The sequence below is a fragment of the Rhizomonospora bruguierae genome (genome assembly GCF_018397995.1).
Taxonomy (GTDB): domain Bacteria; phylum Actinomycetota; class Actinomycetes; order Mycobacteriales; family Micromonosporaceae; genus Rhizomonospora; species Rhizomonospora bruguierae.
Genome location: NZ_BBQH01000014.1, coordinates 12,221 through 31,950, shown reverse-complemented (window position 1 = coordinate 31,950; position 19,730 = coordinate 12,221). Strand labels below are relative to the sequence as shown.

Annotated in this window: 15 protein-coding genes; 11 read left to right on the top strand and 4 right to left on the bottom strand. The window is 72.7% G+C overall.

Annotated elements, in window-relative coordinates; genetic code table 11:
* Nucleotides 1–121: 121 nt before the first annotated feature.
* Nucleotides 122–1,912: an ATP-binding protein gene (locus KJS59_RS05825; RefSeq protein WP_249713912.1), complete on the bottom strand. Its 1,791-nt coding sequence runs from the start codon at nucleotides 1,910–1,912 to the stop codon at nucleotides 122–124.
* Nucleotides 1,909–2,616, bottom strand: a complete 708-nt coding sequence (locus tag KJS59_RS05820; RefSeq protein ID WP_213451269.1) for a response regulator transcription factor — start codon at nucleotides 2,614–2,616, stop codon at nucleotides 1,909–1,911. Before KJS59_RS05820 ends, KJS59_RS05825 begins: the two co-directional genes overlap by 4 nt.
* A 108-nt stretch (nucleotides 2,617–2,724) precedes the next feature.
* Here KJS59_RS05820 and KJS59_RS05815 point away from each other — a divergent pair, with 108 nt between their 5' ends.
* From KJS59_RS05815 to KJS59_RS05780, 8 genes are all read left to right on the top strand, one after another.
* Nucleotides 2,725–3,900, top strand: coding sequence for a peptidoglycan-binding protein (locus tag KJS59_RS05815; RefSeq protein ID WP_213451268.1), 1,176 nt, complete (start codon nucleotides 2,725–2,727; stop codon nucleotides 3,898–3,900).
* Entirely contained in the window at nucleotides 3,897–4,604 is a 708-nt protein-coding gene (locus KJS59_RS05810) for an ABC transporter ATP-binding protein (protein ID WP_213451267.1), read from the top strand. The genes KJS59_RS05815 and KJS59_RS05810 overlap by 4 nt, the downstream gene beginning before the upstream one ends.
* A complete protein-coding gene (locus tag KJS59_RS05805) occupies nucleotides 4,601–5,842 on the top strand; it encodes an ABC transporter permease (protein ID WP_213451266.1) in 1,242 nt (413 codons plus the stop codon). Before KJS59_RS05810 ends, KJS59_RS05805 begins: the two co-directional genes overlap by 4 nt.
* Before the next feature lie 39 nt (nucleotides 5,843–5,881).
* The gene (locus KJS59_RS05800) at nucleotides 5,882–6,436 is read left to right on the top strand and encodes a hypothetical protein (protein ID WP_213451265.1); all 555 of its coding nucleotides are present in this window, start codon (nucleotides 5,882–5,884) and stop codon (nucleotides 6,434–6,436) included.
* Between the two features lie 105 nt (nucleotides 6,437–6,541).
* Nucleotides 6,542–7,585, top strand: coding sequence for an ABC transporter substrate-binding protein (locus KJS59_RS05795; protein ID WP_213451264.1), 1,044 nt, complete (start codon nucleotides 6,542–6,544; stop codon nucleotides 7,583–7,585).
* Nucleotides 7,582–8,580 (top strand): FecCD family ABC transporter permease, encoded by a 999-nt coding sequence (locus KJS59_RS05790; RefSeq protein ID WP_213451263.1) that lies wholly within the window; start codon nucleotides 7,582–7,584, stop codon nucleotides 8,578–8,580. The genes KJS59_RS05795 and KJS59_RS05790 overlap by 4 nt, the downstream gene beginning before the upstream one ends.
* Nucleotides 8,577–9,611 (top strand): FecCD family ABC transporter permease, encoded by a 1,035-nt coding sequence (locus KJS59_RS05785; RefSeq protein WP_249713911.1) that lies wholly within the window; start codon nucleotides 8,577–8,579, stop codon nucleotides 9,609–9,611. Before KJS59_RS05790 ends, KJS59_RS05785 begins: the two co-directional genes overlap by 4 nt.
* Nucleotides 9,608–10,450 carry an ABC transporter ATP-binding protein gene (locus tag KJS59_RS05780; RefSeq protein WP_213451262.1) on the top strand — a complete coding sequence of 281 codons (843 nt, stop codon included), beginning with the start codon at nucleotides 9,608–9,610 and terminating at the stop codon, nucleotides 10,448–10,450. Before KJS59_RS05785 ends, KJS59_RS05780 begins: the two co-directional genes overlap by 4 nt.
* Nucleotides 10,451–10,538: 88 nt before the next feature.
* Here the strand turns inward: KJS59_RS05780 and KJS59_RS05775 are convergent, their stop codons facing one another.
* On the bottom strand, nucleotides 10,539–12,326 hold the full coding sequence (locus KJS59_RS05775; protein ID WP_213451261.1) for an ABC transporter ATP-binding protein: 1,788 nt from the start codon (nucleotides 12,324–12,326) through the stop codon (nucleotides 10,539–10,541).
* Nucleotides 12,323–13,984 (bottom strand): ABC transporter ATP-binding protein, encoded by a 1,662-nt coding sequence (locus tag KJS59_RS05770; RefSeq protein ID WP_213451260.1) that lies wholly within the window; start codon nucleotides 13,982–13,984, stop codon nucleotides 12,323–12,325. The genes KJS59_RS05775 and KJS59_RS05770 overlap by 4 nt, the downstream gene beginning before the upstream one ends.
* A 194-nt stretch (nucleotides 13,985–14,178) precedes the next feature.
* Between KJS59_RS05770 and KJS59_RS05765 the strand changes: the two genes are divergently transcribed.
* From KJS59_RS05765 to KJS59_RS05755, 3 genes are read left to right on the top strand one after another with little or no spacing between them, the layout of a single operon-like run.
* Nucleotides 14,179–16,311, top strand: coding sequence for an N-6 DNA methylase (locus KJS59_RS05765; protein ID WP_213451259.1), 2,133 nt, complete (start codon nucleotides 14,179–14,181; stop codon nucleotides 16,309–16,311).
* A 53-nt stretch (nucleotides 16,312–16,364) separates the two neighbouring features.
* Nucleotides 16,365–18,410, top strand: a complete 2,046-nt coding sequence (locus KJS59_RS05760) for a type I restriction-modification system subunit M (RefSeq protein WP_213451258.1) — start codon at nucleotides 16,365–16,367, stop codon at nucleotides 18,408–18,410.
* Nucleotides 18,407–19,693: a restriction endonuclease subunit S gene (locus KJS59_RS05755; protein WP_213451257.1), complete on the top strand. Its 1,287-nt coding sequence runs from the start codon at nucleotides 18,407–18,409 to the stop codon at nucleotides 19,691–19,693. The genes KJS59_RS05760 and KJS59_RS05755 overlap by 4 nt, the downstream gene beginning before the upstream one ends.
* Nucleotides 19,694–19,730 lie beyond the last annotated feature (37 nt).

The window sequence follows — 19,730 nt, the reverse complement described above, 5'->3', positions numbered from 1 at the left end:
GGCGGCCGCCTTCGACCAGTCGAGGCGGCCGCCGCTGCCGTTACCACCACCGGGCGCATCACGCCGCTTTTGCCGCACCTGGCCGACGGCCACAGTGTCCCCACGGCGACGCGAACGGCGCTTAGGGGACCGCGGCGGGCAGGTCGACGGTGAAGGCGGAGCCGTGGCCGGGCCGGCTCGTCGCGGTGATGTCGCCGCCGTGTGCCCGGGCGAGCTGCCGGGCGATCGCCAGGCCCAGCCCGCTGCCGCCGGTGTCGCGGCCGCGGGCGCCGTCGGCCCGCCAGAACCGGTCGAACACCCTGGGCAGGTCGGCCGCGGCGATGCCGCTGCCGGTGTCGGCCACCTCGATCGTCAGCCGGTCGCCGCGCCCCTCGACCCGAACGGTGACCGCCCCACCGGGCGGGGTGTGCCGGATCGCGTTGGCGACCAGGTTGCCGGCCAACTGCCGCAGCCGGACCGGATCGACGTGGGCGTCCACCTCCGCGTCGGCGCGCAGGGTGAGTGCCACGCCACCGGCCTCGGCGGCGCCGCGGTGGGCCTCGATCACCTGACCGAGCAGGTCGTCGACGGCCGTGGGCTCCGGATGGAGGCGGAGGCTGCCCGCGTCGGCGGCGGCCAGGTCGCGCAGGTCGTCGATCACGTGGTGGAGCAGCACGGCCTCGTCGACGAGCAGGTCCAGCATCCGCGCGTCCACCTCGACGACGCCGTCGCGGGCCGCCTCCAGCCAGGTGCGGATGTTGGTCAGCGGCGTGCGCAGCTCGTGTGCGATGTCGTTGACCATGGCCTTGCGCTGCCGCTCAAGCGCCAGGCGCCGGTCGGAGAGGTCGTTGAAGGCCACCGCGAGGTTGCCGATCTCGTCCCGGGTGGTGACCGGCACCCGGATCTCGCGGCCGGCCGGCTGCCGGGTCGCGTCGGCGAGCGTGCGCAGCGGACGGACCAGCCGCAGGCCCACCAGGATGGTGACCGCGCAGGCGAGCGCGAGCACGACCGCGGTCATGCCGGTGATCCGCAGGGTGTTGGCCCGGGACAGGTTCACGGTGGCCGGGGTGGTGGTGGCCGGGCCGGTGATGAAGAGCAGCGCCGGCCGCGCCACGTACGGCTTCAGCTGCGCCCGACGGCTCTCCTCGATGCAGGTGCGGACCCGGTTCTCCCGGTCGGGATCCGCGTTCCCGCCGGTGCGGGGCCGCGGCGCGTCGGAGCGGACGCCGAACAGCGGCGTGACGACCACGTTCTGTTCGCCCAGGCACCCGTGGACCAGGGCGGTGAGTTCGGCAAGCGGCTGGCGCTCCGACGGCACGGGCTCCAGCAGCCGCGCGACGTCGCACCTGGCCCAGACCCGCTCGTCGAGGTCGTCCCGCACCAGCCGGACGGTGGGCCGGCCGCTCGGCGTCTGAACGACCTCGGCGGGCAGGCCCATCGCGCGCAGGCAGGTCGCCTGCTGGTCGGCGAGGACCCGCAACTGGTCGCGCTCGGGACCGGTCAGCCGGTACGGCCCGACCGCGCGCGGGTCGATCCGGCGCGCGCTGTTGCGGGCCACCCCCGCGTCCAGGTACAGCGGGTCGACCGTGGCGGTGGGTACCGTCCCGGGCAGCAGCGGCCCGCCGGCGGAGTCCGCGATCACGGCCCGGTCCATGGTGGTCACCACGATGCGGCGGCCGGTGAGATCGGCGAGCCGGCGGACGGTGACCCGCACGCCGTCCCAGCCGGTGTGGGTGGCGCCGTATTCGATCAGCGCGTCGTACACGTCGGTGTCGGCGGACAGCGCCCCGCTCTGTTCCTGGGTCACCGCCCGGGTGGTGATCCGCACCGCGAGCCAGGCCGTCGCCGCGATGGCGCACAGCGCGATCAGCATCGAGGCGGCCAGCAGCCGCATGATCAGGCTGCGGTGCACCGGCACCCGCCGACCGCTCACCCGTCCCGCCGGGGCCGGGGGAGGTCGACGAGCTTGTACCCCACGCCGTACACGGTGACCAGGTGCGCCGGGCGGCGCGGATTCGGCTCGATCTTGCGGCGCAGGTTCATCACATGGGTGTCGATGGCGCGGTCGGTGGAGTCCCGGTCGTACCCGCTGGTCTGGCGCAGCAGCTGGGCCCGGCTGAAGACCCGTTCGGGCTGGCCGGCCAGCGCGGCCAGGATGGCGAACTCGTCGGGTGTGCACTCGATCGGCGCCCCGCCGACCTCGACGACGTGCCGCACCGGGTCGATGACGATCGGCCCGACCCGGATCAGGCCGGCATCGTGGTCGGCGCCGCGCGCCGCCCGCCGCAGCAGGGTCCGGATCCGGGCCAGCAGTTCACGGGGACTGTACGGCTTGGTCAGGTAGTCGTCGGCGCCCTGCTCCAGCCCGAGCAGCAGATCGTCCTCGCCGGCCCGGGCGGTGAGCATGAGGACCGGGATATCCGACTCCTGCCTGATCCGGCGGCAGACGTCCAGGCCGTCCAGCCCCGGCAGCATCACGTCGAGCAGCAGCAGGTCGGGCCGGAGCCGCCGGACGTGCTCCAGCGCGGCCCGCCCGTCGTGGACCGCGGACGCCCGGTGGCCGTCCGACTCCAGGTACCGCAGCAGGATCTCGGCGTGGTGCCGGTCGTCCTCCGCGACGAGCACGTGTGCGGCCATGCGGCCGACTATAGGTGCGTCGCGGCCCGCGGCCGGTGGACCGAGATGCTTGTCAAACTTCGGGTGCTGCCGACAGGTTTCTGAAAGTCCTCCGCCACGATCCGCGCCATGGCAGTTCTCACCTCCCGCCGCCGGCTGGCGTTCGGGATCGCGGCCGGCGCCGTTTTGCTGCTGGTCGGCGCGGCCACGCCGTGGCTGCGCGGCCGGTCCGGCCACGCGGCACCGGCCGACCCAGCGGTCGCCGTGCGCACGGTGCAGGTCGCCCGCGCCGACCTGTCGACCAGCCATACGCTGCGCGGATCGCTCGGCTACGGCCTGGACCGGCCGGTGAAGGGCAGCCGCGAGGGCGTGGTGACCTGGCTGCCCGGCCCGGGGGCGGTGATCAAGCGGGGCAAGCCGCTGTACCGGGTCGACGACGAGGCCGTGTCGCTGTTCTTCGGCAGCCCGCCGCTGTACCGCACGCTGGCCGCGCGCAACACGGTGGGCCGGGACGTCGCGATGGTCGCCGCGAACCTCTCCGCGCTCGGCTACTCGATCGGCAAGCAGCCCAGAGCGGGCACGACGGTCACGCCGGAGGCCCCACCGCCGGCCGCCGATCAGGGCGGCGGGGCCACCTCGGCGCCGGCCACGCCGAGCCGGGTCACCGTGCGCAAGGGCGACGGCGTGCTCACCGCCGACCTGATCCAGGCGGTCAAGAGGTTCCAGCGCGACAACGGGCTGCCCGCCGACGGCCGGCTCGCGGTCGGCGACGTCGTCGTGCTGTCCGGGCCGGTCCGGGTCGAGACCCTGTCCGCGCAGGTCGGCGACGCCGCCGCGGGGCAGTTGATGTCGGTGACCCCGACCACCAAGGTGGTGACCGTCCAGGCCGCCGTGACCGAGGTCGGCGGGCTGAAGACCGGCGACGCGGTCACCATCCGGCTGCCGGACGGTACCGAGACGCCGGGCAGGATCGGCTCCATCGGCCTGGTCGCGAGCCAGGGCGGCGGCGACCCGGCCGGCCCGGGCGGCGGTCCGAGCGTCGCCGTCACCGTCACGCTCGACGACCACAAGGCGGTGAGCCGGCTCGACGGCGCGGATGTCGAGGTGGACGTGGCCGGGGAGACCCGCACCGGGGTGCTCGCGGTGCCGGTCAACGCGCTGCTGGCGCTGCGGGAGGGCGGCTACGCGGTGCAACTGCCGGACGGGGGGCTGGTGGCCGTCAAGACCGGGCTGTTCGCCCGCGGGATGGTCGAGGTCACCGGCACCGGCCTGAGCGAGGGCCTCGAAGTGGTGACCGCCTCATGAGCCGGACCGGGCCGGTCCTGGCCGTCCGCGACGCGACCATGGCGTACCCCGGCGGGGTGCTGGCGCTCGACCGGGTCTCCCTGGACATCGACGAAGGCGAGCTGGTCGGCATCGTGGGCCCGTCCGGCTCGGGCAAGTCGACGCTGCTGAACCTCATGGGCACGCTGGACCGCCCCACCGCCGGCACCGTCGAGATCGACGGCCACGACGTCACCGCGCTGCCGGACCGGCGGCTCTGCGCGCTGCGCGGCCAGCGGATCGGCTTCGTCTTCCAGCAGTGCCACCTGACCGAGGGAATGAGCGCGGCGGACAACGTCGCGACCGGCCTGCTGTACGCGGGCGTGCCGCGCCGGCGCCGGCCCGGGCTCGCCGTGGCCGCGCTGGACCGGGTCGGGCTGGGCCACCGCACGACCCACCGGCCGGGGCAGCTCTCCGGCGGCGAGCGGCAGCGGGTCGCCATCGCCCGGGCGCTGGTCAACGACCCGGCGCTGATCCTCGCCGACGAGCCGACCGGCGCGCTGGACACGGCGACCGGCCGGGCCGTGCTCGATCTGCTCGCGCGGCTGCACGGCGAGGGCGCCACCATCGCGCTCATCACCCACGACCGCGACATCGCGCGGCGGCTCCCCCGCCGGGTCGAGCTCCGCGACGGCCGGATCGTCGCGGACAGCCGCCGGCCCGGCCCGACGGAGTCCGCTCGATGAGCGCCGAGATCCGCCCGGCCGCCGCCCCGCGGCCGAGTGCCGCCCCGCGGCCGGTCCGTCTGGCGCCCACGGACGTGTTGGCCCTGGGCGCGCTGGGGATCCGCATCCGCCGGGCCCGGGCGGTGCTGTCCGCGCTGGGCATCGCGATCGGCATCGCCACGACGATCCTGGTGACCGCCATCCCGGCGGCCGGCAACCGGGCGCTGATGGACGAGCTTTCCGCGCTCGGCACCAACCTGCTGCAGGCCGTCCCGGCGCCCGATCCCGGCGAGCCGCCGCGGCTGCCCACCGAGTCCGTCCCGATGGTCGGCCGGATCGGGCCGGTGACCAGCGTGACCGCGGTGGCGAACACGCACGCGGTGGTGCGCCGCTCCGACCTCGTCGACCCGCGCGACGGCTCCGGCCTCGCGGTGCTGGCCAGCCGGCCGGACCTGCTCGACACGATCGGCGCGCGGATGTACCGCGGCCACTTCCTGGACCGGGCCGGCCCGGCACTGCCCACCGTGGTGCTCGGCCACGTCGCGGCGGCCCGGCTGGGCGTCCCGGACGTGCCGCCGGGCGGCCCCGAACCGCAGGTGATCATCGGGGAAAGGTGGTTCACCGTCGTGGGGATCCTCGCCACCACCCCGCTGTCGCCGGACATCGACCGCGCGGTGCTCGTCGGCTGGGACGCCGCCCGCACCGAGCTGGGCTTCGACGGGTACCCCACGGTGATCTACCTGCGGGCCCGCGAATCGGCGATCGAGGCCGTGCGGGCGGTGCTGCCGGCCACGATCAACCCGGCGCAGCCGAGCACGGTGATGGTGAGCCGGCCCTCCGACGCGCTGGCCGCCAAGCGCGCCACCCAGCACGCGTTCTCGGCGCTGCTGCTGGGCCTGGCGGTGGTGGCGCTGCTGGTCGGCGGCGTCGGGGTGGCCAACACGATGGTCATCTCGGTGCTGGAGCGCCGCGCGGAGATCGGCCTGCGGCGGGCCCTGGGCGCGAGTCGGGGGCAGATCAGGGTGCAGTTCCTCACCGAGTCGGTGCTGCTCTCGGCCCTCGGCGGGGTGGCCGGCACGGTGCTCGGCGCGGTCGCGGCCGCCGGCTACGCGGCGAGCCACGGCTGGCCGGTGGTGATACCGGGCGGCGCCGTGGCGGCCGGCCTCGGCGGCGCGGTCCTGGTCGGGATGGTGGCCGGCCTGTACCCCGCGGTACGCGCCGCCCGGCTGACGCCCACCGCGGCGCTGGCCTCGGCGTAACGAATCGACAGCGGAGTAACACGGATGGGAAAGGTCCCGATGTATCGACGATTCGCAATAGGTTCACTGACCGCGCTGCTGGCGCTCCTGCTGGCCGCCTGCGACCGCGAGCCGCACAGCTCCGGTTCGGCGGATGGCGGCACCGGCCCCGACGTCGCCTCGCTGGCCAGCGCCAGCCCGTCGGCCACGGCCGGCGCCGCCAGCACGGCCGGCACGGCCGCCGCGGACGAGCCCCCGCTCATCCGCCCGGACACCTCCGAGGAGGAGGAGAACCGCCTCCAGCAGCGGTACAACGACTGCCTCGTCGAGCACGGCGCGAACCCGAAGGTCCGGGGGCCGGCGGAGGACACGAAGAAGACCAAGGCAGCGGAGCAGGCGTGCGCCAACAAGAAGCCCGAGGAGCTTTGGGAACGCGCCCGGCGCACCGACCCCGAGTACGCCGACAAGCTTCGGGACTGGGTGACCTGCGTCCGCTCGCACGGCATCGACGCCTGGGAGGAAGACGGCTTCATCACCTTCAAGAGCCTGCCGCCGGACAACCAATTCAAGTACGTCCAGGAATGCGAGAGCAAGGCATTCGCGTCGTCGGGGTGAGCGCGGTCAGGCGCGGGTGCCCCCGGAGCGCGGGGCGCAACCGAACTTAGGTTAGGGTTACCTCAGTCCGTCTCTGAAGTGATCGAGGAACCCATGTCTTCGTCCGTGAGCGCCCCCGCTCGGCGCACCTCCCGTGCCATTGCCGGCCTCGCCGTCGCGATGGCGGCCATCGTCGGGCTCTCGGCCTGCGACTCCACCGGCGGCTCCGCCGACAAGGGCACCGCGTCGGCGCAGACCGCCGGCTTCCCGGTGAGCATCAAAGACGTCTACGGCACGACGACCGTGCCGGCGCGCCCCGAGCGCGTCGCGGTGGTGGGCTGGGGCAGCGCCGATGCCGCGATCGCGCTGGGCACCATCCCGGTGGCCATGCCGAAGTCGCTCTGGGGCGACCCCGACGGCGACGGCGTGCTCGCCTGGACTACGGAGGCGCTGAAGGCGGCCGACGCCGAGACCCCGGCGCTGCACGACGAGACGGACAGCGTGCCCTACGAGAAGATCTCCGACTCCGCCCCGGACGTGATCCTCGCGACCAACTCCGGCCTGAGCGAGCAGGAGGACAAGACCCTCGCGAAGATCGCCCCGACGGTCGCCTACCCGGGCATGCCGTGGGGCACCGGCTGGCGCCAGTCCACGGCAATGGTCGGTGACGCCCTCGGCAAGGCCGACGCCGCGAAGGAGCTCATCGCCAAGACCGAGGAGCGGATGAAGGCGGAGATGGCGAAGTACCCCGCCACCGCCGGAAAGACCGGCATGGTGTTCTGGGTCGACGCGAAGGACACCGGCAAGCTGCACGTCTACACGCCGAAGGACACCCGCGTGCAGTACCTGAACGACCTCGGCTTCGCCACCCCGGACAGCGTCATCCAACTGACCAAGGGCGCCGAGACCTTCGTGACGGACATCAGCGCCGAGGAGGCCGACCGGCTCGACGCCGACATCGCGGTGGTGTACATCGACGGCGGCGACGCCGCCGTGCTGACGAACGACCCTCTGCTCAGCAAGATCCCCGCGATCGCCAACGGCGCCTACCTCCGGATCGACAGCGACGAGCAGCTGATGGCCATCTCCGCCCCCACCGTGCTCTCCATCCCGTGGGCGCTGCCCGCCTACGCCAAGCAGCTCGGGGACGCCGCGGCGAAGGTGAAGTGAAACATCCACGCTCGGCGTGGGTCGCGGCCGGCGGAGTCGCGGTGCTCGTGCTGGCGGTCGGGCTGTCGCTCGCCGTCGGCACGCGCCCCGTGCCGCTGGCCGAGGTCGTCCACGCGCTGACCCGCCCGGACCCCTCGTCGATCGCCGAGGCGGCCGTCCGCTCACGCATCCCGACCACCATCGCCGGGCTGCTTGTCGGCGCCGCCCTCGGCATGGGCGGGGCGCTCATGCAGGGCATGGCGCGCAACCCACTGGCCGACCCGGGCCTGCTCGGCGTGAACTCCGGTGCCTCCCTGTTCGTCGTGCTCGGCATGGCGTTCTTCGGGCTGAGCGCACCCCTCCAGTTCGTCTGGTTGGCACTCGCGGGCGCCGCCATCGCGATGCTCCTCGGCTACGGAGCCGCGACGGCGAGCCCCTCGGGGGCGACACCCATCACGCTGGCCCTGGCGGGCGCCTCCGTCACCGCCATCGCCTCGTCGATCATCTCCGGCATCCTCATCGTCAACACCACGACGCTCAACAGCTTCCGTTACTGGCAGCTCGGCTCCCTGACCGCCGCCTCACCGGCCGCGCTCGTGCAGCTGAGCGGGTTCCTCGCCGTCGGCGCCGTGATCGCCCTGGTCGCCATGCCGTGGCTGAACGCGCTGGCGCTCGGCGACGACGCGGCCCGGTCCCTCGGCGTACGCGTCGGGATGACCCGCGCGCTCAGCACCCTGGCGACGGTGCTGCTGTGCGGCACCGCCGCCGCCCTCGTCGGCCCGATCGCCTTCGTCGGCCTCGCCGTGCCGCACGCGGTACGCGTCCTGGCCGGCACCGACTACCGCTGGATCGTGCCCCTGTCCGCCCTCGGCGGTGCGGCCTTCCTCCTCGTCTGCGACGTCGTCGGGCGGCTCCTGACCCGGCCGAGCACCCTGGAGGTGGGCATCGTCACCGCGGTCGCCGGCGCGCCCGTGTTCATCGCGCTGCTGCGCTGGCGTCGGACGGTGGGGGTGTGACCGCCGTCCGCGAGGCGCTCGGCGCCGACCTGCGCACGGTCCGGGTACGCCGGCGCCGGCGCGATGCGGTGGTCCTCTCGGTACTCGCGCTCGCCGTCGGCTGTCTCGGCGCGCTGGCCCTCATGTTCGGCGCGCGCTTCACCCCGCCGGCCGACGTGCTCGACGTCCTGCTCGGCAGGCCGGTGCCCGGCGCCAGCTTCGCGGTCGGCGAACTCCGGCTGCCCCGCACCATCGGGGCGATCCTGGCGGGTGCGGCGTTCGGCCTCGGCGGCACCATCTTCCAGACCGTGCTGCGCAACGTGCTCGCCAGCCCGGACGTGATCGGCATCAACTCCGGCGCCAGCGCCGCCGCGATCATCGCGCTGGGTGTCTTCGGGGCGTCCGGGCCGGTCGTCGCGGGCAGCGCCATCGCCGGTGCCCTCCTGACGGCCGCACTGGTGTGGTTCCTCGCCTACCAGGGTGGGCTCTCCGGCATCCGGTTCGCCCTGGTCGGCATCGCCGTCGGGGCGGCCCTGCAGGCGATCATCGGATTCGTGCTCACCCGCTCGAACGTCACCCAGGCCCAGCAGGCGGTGGTGTGGATGACCGGCAGCCTGAGCCGCAGCCTGTGGGATCAGCTCCAGCCGCTCGCACCGGTCCTCGCGGTCCTGCTGCTCGTCGCGCTGATCGCCGGCAGGGACCTGCCCGTGCTCCGCCTCGGCGACGACGTGGCGGCGTCCCTGGGCGTGCGGGTCAGACGACTCAAGCTGGTGCTCATCCTGTGCGCGGTGGTGCTGGTCGCGACCGCCACGGCGGTCACCGGCCCGATCGCGTTCGTGGCGTTCCTCTCGGGGCCGATCGCGATGCGCATCACCCGGCACGGCCAGGCCGTCCCCGCCGTCGCGGCGCTGATCGGTGCGGTGATCGTGCTCGGTGCCGACCTCATCGGGCAACAGCTGCTGTCCACGGCGATGCCCGTCGGCGTCGTCACCGGTGTGCTCGGCGCCCCGTACCTGCTCTGGCTTCTGATGACAGGGAGGACCCGCGCATGACGACGGGCACCGCGCACACCCTCACCACCCAGGGGTTGACGGTCGGCTACGGCGGCGAACCGGTCATCCGCGACCTCGACCTCGAACTGCCCACCAGGGGCATCACGATGCTTGTCGGCGCCAACGGCTGCGGCAAGTCAACGCTGCTGCGGACGCTCGCGCGCCTGCAGCGGCCGCAGGCCGGCACGGTGCTGCTGGATGGACGGCCGATCGACCGGCGAGCACCCCGGGAGGTCGCGCGGATCATCGGCCTGCTGCCCCAGGCCCCGATCGCGCCCGACGGCATCACCGTGGGTGAACTCGCCGACCGGGGCCGCACGCCACACCGCGGCTGGTTCGGCCGGCGGTCGACCCGGGACGACGAGGTCGTGGCCGACGCGCTGCTCGTGACCGGCATGACCGAGTTCGTCGACCGGCCCGTCGACGAGTTGTCCGGCGGGCAGCGCCAGCGCGCCTGGGTCGCCATGGCACTCGCCCAGGAGCCGGACATTCTGCTGCTGGACGAGCCGACCACCTACCTCGACCTCGCGCACCAGGTCGAACTGCTCGAGTTGCTGGTGCGGTTGACCCTCGACCGCGGCACCCAGGTGGTCGTGGTCATCCACGAACTCAACCTCGCCACCCGGTACGCCGACCACCTGATCGCGATGAAGTCCGGTCGGATCGTGGCGCAGGGCCGGCCGGGCGACATCGTCACGCCCGAACTCGTCCGGGCGGTCTTCGGACTCAACGCGGTCGTCATCCCCGACCCGATCTCAAACGGACCGCTCATCGTTCCCGGCCGCGCCGCCAACGCCCCGTCGACCACCGCCGTTCCCGAGGCACTCGGCGGTCGCTGACCACCGCCGCGGATGCCGACCGCGTTGAACAAGCACGAGGGACCGCGGCGGTTCGTCAAGCGGCTGCCCATCGCTGGGCCGGAAACGTTCAGGCGGGGTCGGCCCGCCCCGCCGACCACGCCGCCCACAGCCGGGCGTAGCCGCCGCCGGCCGCCACCAGGTCGTCGTGCGGCCCGCTCTCCACGATCCGGCCGCCGTCGACCACGACCACGAGGTCCGCGGCCGCGGCCTGGGTGAGCCGGTGCGCGACGACGATGCCGGTGCGGCCGCGCAGCACCCGGGCCGTTGCCGCCTCCAGCACCCGCGCGCCGCTGCTGCCGGCGTCGGCGGTGGCCTCGTCGAGAATGGCGACCAGCGGGTCGGCGAGCAGCACCCGGGCCAGCGCCACCTGCTGGGCCTGGACGACGGTCAGCTCGTGGCCGCCGTCGCCGACGACGGTCTGCGTGCCGTGCGGCAGCGCCGCCACCCACTCCCGGGCCCCGACCGCCGCGAGGGCGCGGTCGATGTCCTCGTCGGTGGCGCCGGTGGCGGCCAGCCGCAGGTCCTCGGCGAGCGGGCCGGCGAACACGTGCATCTCCTGGGACACCAGCACCACGCACCGGCGCAGCGTGTCCGGGTCGAGGTCCGCCAGCGGGACGCCGCCGAGGTGGACGCTGCCGCCGGCCGGTTCGTGCACCCCGGCGAGCAGCTTGGCCAGGGTGGTCTTGCCACCGCCGCTGGCCCCGACGAGCGCGATGGTGCCGCCGGCCGGGATGTCCAGGTCGACGTCGTGCAGCACCGGATGCCCGGGCCGGTAGGCGTACCGCAGGCCGGCGGCCTTCACCGCACCGTCGACCGGCGCGGGGCCGCGCAGCGGGCGGCGCTCCGCCGGCAGGTCGGTCACCCCGACGAGCCGGGCCAGGCTCGCGTGCGCCGACTGGAGGGTGTCCAGCAGGAACAGCACGGTGTTGATCGGCCCGAACAGGTTGGCGAAGTACAGCGCGGCGGCGCTGGCCGCCCCGATGCTCGTCTCGCCCGCGTTCACCAGCAGGAAACCGGTCGCCAGGACCGCGGTCAGCCCGATGGCCTCGGCGACGTTGAGCCGCCCGAAGAACCGCGTCTGCAGCCGGGTGACCCGGTACAGCAGGTCGATGCTGCGCTCGACGCGGTCCGCCACCAGCCCGAGGTGCTCGGTGCGCAGCCCGAACGCCCGTACCGTGGGCGCACCGCCGATCGTGTCCAGCAGCTGTTGCTGCTCGGCTCCGGCGGCGGCCCGCCGGCGGGCGTAGAGCGGCGCCGACCGGCGCACGTACCACCGGGCGGTGGCCGCCTGGACCGGCACGGCCAACAGCGCCGCCGCGCCGAACCGCCAGTCGAGGGCGGTCAACCCGACCAGGGTCAGCGCGAGGATCAGCGCCGACTGGACGAACTCGGGGAACGCGCCGCGCACCGCGGCGCTGATCATCGCCACGTCCTCGGTGATGCGTGCGGTCAGGTCGCCGGCGCCGCCCCGCTCGATCCGCTCCAGCGGCAGGTGCAGCGCGTGCTGGACGAACTCGTCGCGGATCGCGGCCAGCACGAGCTCACCGAGGCGCGAGATGAGCTGCAGCCCGGCGAAGGCCAGCCCGCCCTGGCCGACGGCGGCGCCGGCGAGCAGCAGCACCGGACCGGTGAGCGCGCCCGGCCCGGCACCGCCCGCGGCGAGGTCGACGACCCGGCCCAGCAGCGGCGCCGTCACCAGGCTCAGGGCCGCGGCGAGCAGCAGCGTCACGGCGGCGCCGGCCGCCAGCAGCGGGTGGCGGCGCACCATGGCCAGCAGGGCGGCGCGGGTGCGGCGCGGGCCGGCGATCGGCAGCAGGACCGGGCCGTCGCCCGGCTCGGGCGCGGTGAGCGTCATGCCAGTACCAGCGCCCGGTAGGCGGGCACGGTGCGCAGCAGTCGCACGTGCGAGCCCTCGACCGTGCCGGCCCCGCCGGCGAGGAACACCACCCGGTCGGCCGCGGCGAGCAGGGCGGGGCTGCTGGTGAGCACGACGGTGGTCCGCCCGGCGCGCGCGCCGCGCAGCCCGGCGGCGATCGCGGCCTCGGTGACGGCGTCCACGGCGGTGGTCGGGTCGTGCAGGACCAGCACGGGCGGGTCGGCGTGCAACGCCCGGGCGAGCGCGACGCGCTGGCGCTGCCCGCCGGACAACGACCGGCCGCGGCCGGTGACCTCGGTGGCCAGTCCGTCGGGGAGGGCGGCGGCGACCTGGTCCACCTGGGCGGCCGCGACCGCGGGGCCGATGTCGCCCGGCCGACCGGCCCGGATGTTCGCCGCGACGCTGCCCTCGAACAGGTCGGCGTCGTGCGGGGCGGCGAGGACGACCGAGCGCCAGACCTCCGGCGCGACGTCACCGGCGGCGATGCCGTCGACGCTGACCGCACCCGCCCGCGGGTCCGTCTCGCGGGCGAGGATCCGCAGCAGGGTGCCCGCCTGGAGCGGGTCGGCCACCACGCCGACCAGCTCACCGGCGGCCACGTCGAGGTCGACGCCGTCGAGCCCGGGAGCGGTGAGGCCGCGCAGCCGCAGCCGGCCGGTCACGTCGGGTGGGTCCGGGACGGCGCGGGCGGAGGTGTCGCGGCCGGTGACCGCCGCGATCCGGGCGGCGGAGGCGCGCCCACCCGCGACGGCCGCGATGATCTCGCCGAACGTGCCCAGCGGGCCGAGTAGGAACTGCGCGAGCCCGACCGCGGAGACCAGTTGACCGACCGTGATGTCCCCGGCGATGGCCAGCCGCCCGCCGACCAGCGCGACGACGGCGAGGAACAGGCCGTTCACCACGATGACCGCGCCGTTGTATCCCGCCTCGGCCCGGGCGGTGTGCAGCGTCGCCACGAGGGAGGCCCGGCTGGTCGCCCGGTAGCGGGCGGCGGCCGTACGCTCCGCGCCGATGCCCTTGAGCACCCGGACACCCCGCACCAGGTCGGCGGCCACGCCGGCGGCCTGGGCGGCGCGTTCCTGCTGGTCGGCGCTGCGGCGTTCGAGCGGACCGCTGAGCAGCTTCACCAGGTACAGCAGCGGCGGCGTGCCCAGCAGGATCAGCAGCCCCAGCGGGACCGACACGACCAGCAGCGCGGTGCTGGCGACCGCGACACCGACGACGGCCGCGACACCGTGCGGTGCGTGGAAGTTCACCATCGCGGTGCGCCGGGCGTCGCCGGTGGCGATGCTGACCAGCGCGCCGGGCAGCGGGCCGCCACCCGGGCGGTCCACCGCCGCGGCGGCGACCGCGAGCCGCAGCGAACGGTCGGCGCGGGCCCCGGCGACCGTACCGACCCGGGTGCCGAACCGCCAGCTCAGCGACAGCGTCGCGAAGGTCGCGGTGAGCACCCCGAGCCACAGCAGCAGGGCGGCGGGCCGGCCGGTGGCCGTGGCCCGGTCGATGATGACGCCGATGAGGACGGGCACCAGCGCCTCGCCCGCCTGGTAGCTGGTGAACAGCGCGGCCGAGGCGACGATGCGGCCGCGGTGCGTCAGGAAGGACCGCCGAAGCACCCCACGGCCGTCGAGTTCCATGCCGGCACCGCCGCTTTCATCTGACCGTCGATCCAAGGTCAGGTGAGGGTACCCTTAGTCGCCCGTCCGGCGCGGAGCGGAGGTCCCGGGTCCCGGTGGTTGCGTGAAAGCAGTGTCAAACTGCTTACACGCCCCAAGGGTCGTGTACAGTGAGCGGGCAACAGCATGCTGCACAAACCCGACGGGACGCCCGCATGCCCAGACCCGCCCAGGTGACCGCCGCCGAGATCTCCCGACTGGCCGGGGTCACGCGCGCCACCGTCAGCAACTGGCGTCGGCGTCACCCGGACTTCCCGGCCGCCACCGGCGGGACGGAGACCAGCCCGGCCTACGACCTGGCGGCGGTCCAGTCCTGGCTCGCCGCGCGTGGTCAACTTCCGGCCGCCTCACCCGCGGACGCGCTGCGCACCGCCGTACGCGCCACCCGGGCCGGCGCCGGCACGCCGAGCAGGCTCCTGCCGCTGGCCCTAGCCGCCGCCCTGATGGCCGACAGCGACCTGAAGCAACTCGTCGAGCTGCCCGACAGCGAACTGCCCGAGCGGGCCCAGCGGGCGGTACGGCCGCACCTTGCCGGCATCGCCGGGACCACCGACCTCACCTACGCCCCGGACGAGGCGCCGCTGCTCCGTACGCTGCTGCGCTGCGTCGCCGACCAGGGCGCCCTCCGGGCCGCGGACGTGCTCGCGGAGGTCGACCTCGACGGCACCAGCGCCAGCGGCAGGTACGACACGCCCGCACCCGTGGCCGCCTTGATGGCCGACCTGCTCGCCGAGCCGGGCAAGCCGTACCCGGCGACCGTCTTCGATCCCGCCTGCGGCGCCGGCGGCCTCCTTGTCGCCGCCGCCGCCCGGGGGGCGCAGAAGCTGTACGGCCAGGACATCCTTCCCGCGCTGACCGCGCAGGCCGCCGTACGCCTCGCCATCCAAACGGTGCGGACCGCGGCCCAGGTGAGCGTGCACGCCGGCGACAGCATCCGCGCCGACGCGTTCCCGTCCCTGACGGCCGAGGCCGTGCTCTGCGGCCCGCCCTACGGCGACCGCGAGTGGGGCCACGAGGAGCTGGCGTACGACTCGCGGTGGATCTTCGGTCTGCCGGCGAAGATCGAGTCCGAGCTCGCCTGGCTCCAGCACTGCGTCGCGCACCTGGCGGAGGGCGGGCGCGGAGTTCTCCTCCTGCCGCCGGCCATCGCGGAGCGCGGTTCGGGCCGCCGGATCAGGGCCGAGATCCTCCGCAGCGGCGCGCTACGGGCCGTGATCGCGCTTCCGCCCGGCGTCGCGCAGCCCCTGCACGTCGGGCTTCACCTGTGGGTGATCCAACGCCCGCACCCGCAGGCCACATTGCCGCCGAGTGTCCTCATCGTCGACGTCGCCACGCCCGACGCTGCCCGGCCCGGCCAGCCATCAAGCAAGCGACCGACGCTGGACTGGCCAGCGCTGCGCGACAGCGTCCGGAAGGCATGGACCGACTACGACCGGCACCCGGACACCTTCGATCCCGTTCCGGGCGTCGCTCGGGCGGTCCCCATCATCGACCTGCTCGACGAGACGGTCGACCTCACGCCCGCCCGCCATGTCCGGGCCACCCCGGTGCCGGCGCTGCCCGACGAGGTCGCCGCGCTCTCCCAGGAACTGCGCACCAGGCTACGGCGGGCGGCCACCGGGTTGATCACGCTCAGCGGTGGCCAGCCGTGGCCGCCCGTCGGCAGCGCCCCCGAGTCCTGGCGCACCGCCAGCGTCGCCGATCTCCTGCGTGGCGACGCACTGACCCTGCTGCGGGTGCCGACCGCGATCCGCAACTCGTCCCCTCTCGTGGAGAGCCCGCCCGCGCCGCGCACCCTGACCGCACGTGACGTGACCTCGCACCGCCCCGCCTCCGGCCCCGCCGAGGAGGAGGCCACCGGCACCGAGATCGAAATCCGGGAGGGGGACGTCATCCTCCCGGAACTACCGCACAACGGCACCGCCACCGCCCGGGTCGCGGACGCCCGCGATGCCGGCAACCGCCTCGGTCGCCACCTGCATCTCCTGCGGCCCGATCCGGCCCGCCTCGACCCGTGGTTCCTGGCCGGCTTCCTGGCCGCCGAGGAGAACATCAGCGCCGCGTCGTCCGGCACCACCGTTGTCCGCCTCGATCCCCGCCGCCTGCGGGTGCCGCTGCTGCCTCTCGCCGAGCAGCAGCGATACGGCCGCGCGTTCCGCCAGCTCAACGCCCTGCGCACCGCCGCGGACATCGCCAACCGCCTCGCCGACGAAACCGCCCGTACCCTCGCCGCGGGCCTCACCGGCGGCGCGCTGCAACCACCCGACGCCGCCCAGACGGCATCCTGAACCTGGCTCGACTCCCCCAGCCACCCCGGCACCGGCTCATCGGAAGGAATCCGTTGAACAGCAGCAAGCACACCGAACTGGCGAACCACGCCTGGTCGGTCGCCGATCTCCTGCGCGGCGACTACAAGCAGTCCGACTACGGCAAGGTGATCCTGCCGTTCACCGTGCTGCGTCGCCTGGAGTGCGTCCTGGAGCCGACCCGGCGCAAGGTGCTGGAGACCCACGAGAGGTTCGGCGGCCAGGACGTCGACGTGGCGCGCTTCCTGCGCCGCGCCTCCGGGCACAGCTTCTACAACATCAGCCGCTACACCCTGAAGTCGATCGCGGCCGACCCGGGCCAGGCCGAGAAGCACCTGCTCCAGTACATCGGGGCGTTCTCCGACAACGCCCAGGAGGTGCTGCACCGCTACGAGTTCCCGCAGCAGATCCGCCGGCTCGACGGCGCGAACCTGCTCTACCGGGTGGTCGGCCGCTTCGCGGACCTGGACCTGCGGCCGGTCGAGTTGGACGAGCACGGCGAGGTGGTCACGGACGAACGCGGGCAGCCCAGGGTCGTCGTTTCCAACCACCAGATGGGGTACGTCTTCGAGGAGCTGATCCGGCGCTTCGCGGAACAGTCCAACGAGACCGCCGGTGAGCATTTCACCCCGCGCGAGGTCATCGAGCTGATGGTGAACCTGCTGGTGGCCCCGGACGACGACGCGCTGAGCATCCCCGGCGTGGTGCGGACCGTGATGGACCCGGCCTGCGGCACCGGCGGCATGCTGAGCGCGGCCGAGGAGCACATCACCACACTGAACCCGTCGGCCACCGTGGAGGTCTTCGGGCAGGAGTTGAATCCCGAGTCCTGGGCGATCTGCCGGTCCGACATGATGATCAAGGGCCAGAACCCGGAGAACATCAAGTTCGGCAACTCGTTCAGCGACGACGGCCACCGCGGCGGCCACTTCGACTACCTGCTGGCCAACCCGCCGTTCGGCGTGGAGTGGAAGAAGGTCAAGGAGGAGGTCGAGGCCGAGCACGAGAGGCTCGGCGAGAGCGGCCGGTTCGGCGCCGGCCTGCCCCGGATCAACGACGGCTCGCTGCTGTTCCTCCAGCACATGATTTCAAAAATGAAACCGGTGACCGCCGACGGCAGGGGCGGCAGCCGGGTCGCGATCGTCTTCAACGGCTCGCCACTGTTCACCGGGGCGGCCGAGTCCGGCGAGTCGCGGATCCGACAGTGGATCCTGGAGAACGACTGGCTGGAGGCGATCGTCGCCCTGCCGGACCAGCTCTTCTACAACACCGGCATCTCCACGTACTTCTGGGTCCTGACCAACCGCAAGTCGCCCGACCACCGCGGCAAGGTGCTGCTACTCGACGCCCGGGACTACTTCGCCAAGATGCGCAAGTCGCTCGGTGACAAGCGCAAGTACCTCAAGGGCGACCAGATCGCCGAGATCACCCGCCTCTACACCGAGGCGCTGCACGTCGCCAACGACGCCGAGTACCCGCTGCACCAGAAGGTGAAGGTCTTCGCCAACGAGGACTTCGGCTACCGCCGCATCACCGTCGAACGGCCCCTCAAGCTCCGCTTCGAGGTCACCGACGAAACCCTGGCCCAGGTACGCGAGTCAAAGCCGATCCAGAAGGCCATCGACGTGAACGCGTTCGAGACCGCGCTGAAGCCGCTGATGGGACGGTCGTGGCAGACCAAGCGAGCGGCGTGGGACGCGGTCCGGTCCGCGATGGCCGAAACCGGCGTGCTCTGGCCGACCGGCGCCCCGTTCCAGAAGGCGCTGCGCGAACTGCTCGGCGTCCGCGACCCGGAAGGCGAGGTGCAACTCGTCAAGGGCGAGCCCGAGCCCGACCCGGAGCTACGCGACTACGAGAACGTGCCGCTACACGAGGACGTCGAGGAATACCTGCGCCGCGAGGTCCTCCCGCACGTCCCGGACGCCTGGATCGACCACACCAAAACCAAGACCGGGTACGAGATCCCCTTCACCCGCCACTTCTACGTCTACAAGCCCCCGAGGCCGCTCGCCGAGATCGACGCCGAGCTCAAGGCCCTAGAGGCCGAGATCCAAGAGCTGCTTGGCAAGGTGACGAAGTGACTCAACTCCTCGGAATATCTCTGCCGGACCACTGGACAACCAGCCCGCTAAAGCATGTGACGACTCTGCTGAACAGAGGCTCCACACCCAACTATGTCGACAATGGTCCAGTGCGCGCTCTCAGCCAGGCAGCAAACCAAGATTCGGGGATCGACTGGCAGCGGACGCGGTTCCACGACTATCACGGTGACTCCGCTAAGCTGAGGGGACGCTTGCGTCAAGGTGACGTAATTATCAACTCGACGGGTACCGGAACACTGGGCAGAATCGGCCAATTTGAGGGTAACCTAGACGGAATTCCCTCGATGGCCGATAGCCACCTGACTGTCGCTCGATTCCGCCCTGACTTCGTATACCCGCGCTTCGCGTACTACTGGCTGCGATCCCAGCCGTTCCAGGAATACATTTACGCCGCCCTCGTGGTGGGCGCGACTAACCAGATCGAATTGAACCGGGATCGTCTCGCGGTTGCCGATCTTCCGCTCCCGCCAATGAACGAGCAGCGGCACATCGCCGACTTCCTCGACGCCGAAACTGCCCACACAGATCGACTGATCGCTCTTCAGCGCGAAATCATCACCCGGCTCCACGAACGGGACGTCGCTATTCTTGACGCAGAGATCGACCAGCTCGCGCGCAAAGCGGGCACCTTGCCATTCCGGAGGTTCACGGCTGGCGTCGACCAAGGATCGAGTCCGCAATGCGAAGGGATCCCTGCCGCCGATGGTGAATGGGGGGTCCTGAAGGTCAGTTGCCTCCGACCTGGAGAGTTCTTTCCAGACGAGAACAAGCGCCTGCCGGTTAATTTAGCCCCCGATGTAACCCACGAGGTACACGAAGGCGATCTACTGATTACGCGGGCTAACACTCCTCAGCTTGTCGGATCAACTGCAGTCGTTCCCCCTGGGCGTTCGCGACTGCTGCTCTCGGACAAGATTTTCCGCGTCCGGCTCTTACCTAAGCTCGACCCACATTATTTGACTGCCATTGCTCGCGGAACTCAGATACGGAGCCTCTGTTCCGCCACATCGAACGGAGCCTCACAGTCCATGGCCAACATCCGATTCGAGGAAATTAAGGACTGGCCGATCCCCGCCGCCAGCCTCAAGGAACAGCGAGATCTGGTGGTTCGGATGAACTCAGTGTGGGATATCACGCGGAGGCTACGAACAAAGCTTCAGCATCAGCTCACACTCCTGAACGAGCGGCGGCAGGCTTTGATTACGTCTGCGGTGACCGGACAGATTGATCTTTCAACGGCGAGCACGCGGGGCGACAGCTAGCTTCATCTCCTTGGGGCGTTTGGACGGGACCAGGCGA